Origin of the sequence: Nocardiopsis lucentensis DSM 44048 (assembly GCF_000341125.1) — a bacterium.
GTDB classification, from domain to species: domain Bacteria; phylum Actinomycetota; class Actinomycetes; order Streptosporangiales; family Streptosporangiaceae; genus Nocardiopsis; species Nocardiopsis lucentensis.
Window position 1 is genome coordinate 1 of sequence record NZ_ANBC01000205.1, and the last position, 4751, is coordinate 4751.

Annotated in this window: 3 protein-coding genes and 3 tRNA genes; 1 reads left to right on the forward strand and 5 read right to left on the reverse strand. The window is 73.7% G+C overall.

All coding sequences use genetic code 11. The features are described from left to right. The 4 genes from D471_RS33295 to D471_RS0106755 form a co-directional block, all read right to left on the reverse strand. On the reverse strand, nucleotides 1–1215 hold a 1215-nt coding region (locus D471_RS33295), incomplete at its 3' end, for a DUF2254 family protein (RefSeq protein ID WP_017597916.1). 701 nt (nucleotides 1216–1916) lie between these two features. Further along, nucleotides 1917–1993, reverse strand: a tRNA-Val gene (locus D471_RS0106745). A 14-nt stretch (nucleotides 1994–2007) separates the two neighbouring features. Next, nucleotides 2008–2078, reverse strand: a tRNA-Cys gene (locus D471_RS0106750). A gap of 36 nt (nucleotides 2079–2114) precedes the next feature. Continuing rightward, nucleotides 2115–2187, reverse strand: a tRNA-Gly gene (locus tag D471_RS0106755). A 215-nt stretch (nucleotides 2188–2402) separates the two neighbouring features. Here D471_RS0106755 and D471_RS0106760 point away from each other — a divergent pair. Continuing rightward, nucleotides 2403–3599 carry a molybdopterin molybdotransferase MoeA gene (locus tag D471_RS0106760; RefSeq protein ID WP_026127484.1) on the forward strand — a complete coding sequence of 399 codons (1197 nt, stop codon included), beginning with the start codon at nucleotides 2403–2405 and terminating at the stop codon, nucleotides 3597–3599. 257 nt (nucleotides 3600–3856) lie between these two features. Here D471_RS0106760 and D471_RS33300 read toward each other — a convergent pair. Further along, a partial coding sequence (locus D471_RS33300) for an MFS transporter (protein ID WP_017597918.1) occupies nucleotides 3857–4751 on the reverse strand: 895 nt, incomplete at its 5' end.

Sequence of the window (4751 nt, forward strand, 5' to 3'; positions counted from 1 at the left end):
CTGGGCGAGCAGGGAGGCGTACAGCGCGCGCAGGCGTCGTTGGACCTGCACTGAGGACGTGCCGAACTGCCGGATCTCGTCGGTCCCCGCCGCGACGTAGTCCTCCCAGCCGCGGGACCACGCCTGGACGACGGTGGCGTCGGGGTCGCCCGCGAGCGCGACCCGCTCCGCCTCGATCCGGGGGGACAGCCTCGCCAGGATGTCCTCGATCTGGTCGAGCGCCTGGACGGCTCTGGTCGGGTCGTTGACCGCGGGGGACAGGGCCTTGAGCGCGATGTCGGCCATGGACCTGATCGCGCCGAAGGACCCGCTGTGGGGGGAGTAGGTGTCGCCGAACGCCAGGGCCCTGAGCAGCCGGGCGTTCTGGGCCGGCGACGTGGGCGCGCTCGTCCTGAACAGGATCCCGCCGTACTGCACCGCCGTGCCGGCCATGGGGACGAGTTCGATCCGCATGTCCCAGTCGGCCTCGATGTCGAGGAGCCGCCGGGTGTGCACCGCCAACAGGGTGTCCCCGTGCCTGAGCGCCCTCGTCCTGCGGACGACGTGGCCCTCCGGCAGGTGCCGCCCGGACACGGTCGCCGCCTCGGTGTGGAACGGGGCGGGGTCGAACCCCATTCCCCTGTAGCCGTCCGCTGCGAGGCGTCGGAGGAGGATCGCGGGACTCAGCTGCTGGCAGACCCGGACGACGACGGCGACGAGCATGATTCCGCACCCGACCGTGGCGATCACGGCGACGGAGGTGGCCGCCCACGGTTTGCGGTCGTGCACTCCCGTCGCGATGCCCACGGCGACGATCAGGGAGTAGATGAACGTCCCGACGAACAGCCCCAGCCCCCACCGGATGACGGTGTCCTGCCTGAACACCGGGACGATGCGGATCGACAGCGAGGTGGTGCTGAAGCTCATCGCGGCGGTCAGCGCGGTGAAGACGAGACCGGACAGGGTCATCATCGCGCCGGAGATCGTGCCCAGGATGCCCGCGATGGTCCCCGTGTCGAGGTCGGGGTAGGGGCGCTGCGCCCGGGCGAGCGCACGGTCGAACCACGGGACGAGGAGGCCGACCGCGATCGCGGTCAGGAACAGGCGGAACGGCACGCCCCACATCGACCTGCCGCGCAGGTGGGACCGGAGGCGGGACCACGCACGGCGTTCGGCCCGGCTCTCACGGCGGCGCCCGGCACGGCGCCGGGACGCGGGAGTGTCGGGACCGCTCACGTCGCGCTCCGGTGCCTTCCGGTCATCGGCCCGCCCGCGGACGGGACCGCGCGGACGCGGATGTCCTTCGTCGGTGGTCGGTGACTCCGGGCGCCGTGGTCGGCGCGACCCACGGGGACGTTCGTCCCGGGCACGTGACCGGTGTCCCTCCCGCGCGGGAGGCGGTGGCGCGACGCCCGGCGGCCGCGCTCGGGGGTCGTCTCGTCCGGCATGGGCCCTTCGCCGCTCGGTTCCCCCGATCATCGCGGACGCCCGCGACCGGGCACGGAACCCCGATGACCGGGATGCGGAGAACAGTGGTGCTCCCCTTGGGACCGTCTTGGCGAAGCCGTGCGCCAGCCCGCCGCGGGAGCGCGGAGCGCGTGGGAACACGGCGTTGTGGTTTGTCGGGATATTCCGAGAATCTGCCGTGTGCGTGGGGGCGGCTGGTCGGGGCTGGACCCTCGGTCGTGGAACGGTCGCACGGTCAGCTTGGCTGATCGCTGTTGCCGGGATCGACGTCGCATCCGATGGTCCCGTGTGCCCGGAGTCCTGCTCCGGGTGCACGGGATCTGTAGGTTTCGAGAGTGACTGCTGGCGCCGCCTGTCGACCACGGACCGGGAGCGCGGCAGGCTCTTCGCTCCGCCGTCGGAGGCCGAGGAACGCAACCCCGGACACAACGAGAACGGGCTCCCGAAGGAGCCCGTTTCGAGGGTGATGCTGGTGGGCGATACAGGATTCGAACCTGTGACCTCTACCGTGTCAAGGTAGCGCTCTAACCAACTGAGCTAACCGCCCGTGTGAAGCATGGGAGGTGGAGACGGGATTTGAACCCGTGTAGACGGCTTTGCAGGCCGCTGCCTCGCCTCTCGGCCACTCCACCGAGACACGCGGGGCGCGAAGCCCCGCGTCTCCTCCGAGCGGACGACGGGATTCGAACCCGCGACCCTCACCTTGGCAAGGTGATGCTCTACCAGCTGAGCCACGTCCGCGCGGCGCTCGGCCCGGGCCCCGTTTCCGTGGCCCCCGCCGTGCTGCTGGTAAGAACTCTAGCGGAAAGTCGGCAGACGGCAAATCGGCCCAGCGCGCGACCGGTGCGCGTCCCCTCGTTCGGGGCCCGAGCCACGGCGTGAGCGGCGCTTAACGTCCGCGTCATACCGAGGGGTGAACAATGGAGAGCACCTGCGCGAACGACGGGGGAGGCGGCATGGACGGGACCGGGGGCGTCCCCACGACGGGAGACCCGGGACACGGCGCACAGCGGTCGTGGCGGGAGGCCCGTGAGGCGGCGCGCCGCCTCGGCCTCGAACTCGCCCCTCCCCCGCGCGAGATCCCCCTGGAGGACGCCCTGGACGCCGTCCTCGGCGACGACGTGCGCGCCCTGGTCGGCCTGCCCGCCTACGACGCCTCGGCCATGGACGGCTACGCGGTGGCGGGGGAGGGGCCGTGGCGGTTGGCGGGCAGGCGGTTGGCCGGAGCGCCGACGCCGCGCGAGGGGCTGCGTCCGGGTGAGGCCGTCGAGATCGCCACCGGCGCCCACGTGCCCAAGGGCGCCGAGGCGGTCCTGCCCTACGAGGGGGCGACGGTCGGGGAGGGGCGGGTCGCGGGCGACGTCACCCCGGGGCGGCACGTGCGCTGGTCGGGCGAGGAGATCGCGCCGGGAGAGACTGTTCTCACACGGGGAACCGTGGTCACCCCGGCCGCGCTCGGCCTGGCCGCCAGCCTCGGCCACGAGACCCTGCCCGTCCGCCGGCCCCGGGTGACCGTGATCGTCACCGGCGACGAGGTCGCCGACTCCGGGCTGCCGGGGGAGGGCACCGTGCGCGACGCCATCGGCCCGGTCCTGCCGGGGGTCGCGCGGTGGGCGGGGGCGCGGGTCACGCGCGTGCTCCGCCTGGGCGACGACCGGGGGACCCTGCGCGGGGCCCTCACCGGGACGGGCGCCGACGTGGTCGCCGTGTGCGGCTCGTCGTCGAAGGGTCCCGCCGACCATTTCCGCGCGGTCCTGACCGACCTCGGCGCCGATGTCGCCGTGGACGGCGTCGCCTGCCGGCCGGGCCACCCGCAGGGGCTCGCGCACGCCGACGGCACCGCGTTCGTGGGCCTGCCGGGCAACCCCGGCGCCGCCCTCGTCGCGGCGCTCACACTTTTGGTCCCCCTGGTCACCGCCATGGCGGGGCGGCCGGACCCGAGCCTGGACACCGCGTCGGTGCCGCTGGAGGGCGACGTGCGCCCGCACCCCTACGACACCCGTCTCGTCCCCGTGCGCGTGTCCGGAGGGTGTGCCCGTCCCGTGGGCCACGACCGCCCGGGCAGCCTGCGCGGAGCCGCCAACGCCGACGCCTACGCCGTGGTGCCGCCCGGCTGGGACGGCTCCGACGTGGAACTCGTCCGCCTGCCCTGACCGGTCACGGGCACCACCGGCCCCGGACGGGCGTCGGCCCCGAGGGGGACTCCCCGGGGCCGACGCCCGTCCGGCCAGGGCCTGTTCCTGGAACGGTCACCCGCAGGGGTGTCGTTCGGGTGCCGCCAGGGTGCTGCACGACGAGGCGATCCGCGAGCGAGGAACGAGCGTCAGGCGTGGCCGAGGATGAGGCATCCCTGGCCGTTGGGGCGCCCGAACACGGTTCGAAGCGCAGCGGAGGACCCAAGAAACACGGCCTATCCGCGCGACCGCTCCCGCGGCCGCGCGGCCGACGCGCCGTCCCCGTCCCGCTGGCCCTCCGCGGCCGGAGCGGTCTCCTTCCGCAGCAGCACCCACGCCTGGACTGCGGCGGCCAGCACGATCAGCGCGGCGATGACGCTCGTCACGTGCATTCCGCCGGTGAACGCGGTCCGCGCCGCGTCCAGCAGGTCGGCACCGGCCGTCCCACCCAGGTCGGCCGCGGCGTTGGCGGCCCCGCCCAGGGTCTCCCGCGCCCGCTCCATGGCGGGCGCGGGAACGTCCTCGACCCCGGCCAGCCCGGACTGGTAGAAACCGGTCAGCACGCTGCCCAGCACCGCGACGCCGAGTGCGCCGCCCAGCTCGTAGGCGGTCTCGGAGATCGCCGAGGCCGCACCGGCGCGCCGCGGCGGGGCGGCCGACATGATCGCCCCGTTGGTCAGGGTCTCGGCGAAACCGGCGCCGGTGGCGATCAGGCCGAAGCCCACGGCCACGACCGCCACACCGGTGGCGGTGTCGTTCGCGGAGGCGAACACGAGCACCGCGAACCCCGCCGCGGTCACCACGAGGGCCGAGCCGATCACCGTCGCCAGGCTGAGCCGACGGGCGGCCCGCACGGCGACGAAGCTCGCCAGCACCGACAGCACCAGCCCCGGCAGCAGCACGTACCCCGCGCGCATCGGCGACACCCCCAGCACCAACTGGAGGTACTGCGTGAGGAAGAACAGGGACGCGACCAGTGAGAACACGATCATCAGGTTCGTGACGACCGCGACGCTGAAGACCCGCGACCGGAACAGGTCCACGTCGATGAGCGGATCCTCCAGGACCAGCTGTCGCCGGACGAACACGGCGCCCAGGGCCAGGCCGACCACCAGGCTCGCGGCGGGGCCC

Excerpts from the sequence above, each read along its gene's own strand:
- D471_RS0106760 (WP_026127484.1), top strand. The coding sequence starts at position 2,403 with ATGGACGGGACCGGGGGCGTCCCCACGACGGGAGACCCGGGACACGGC.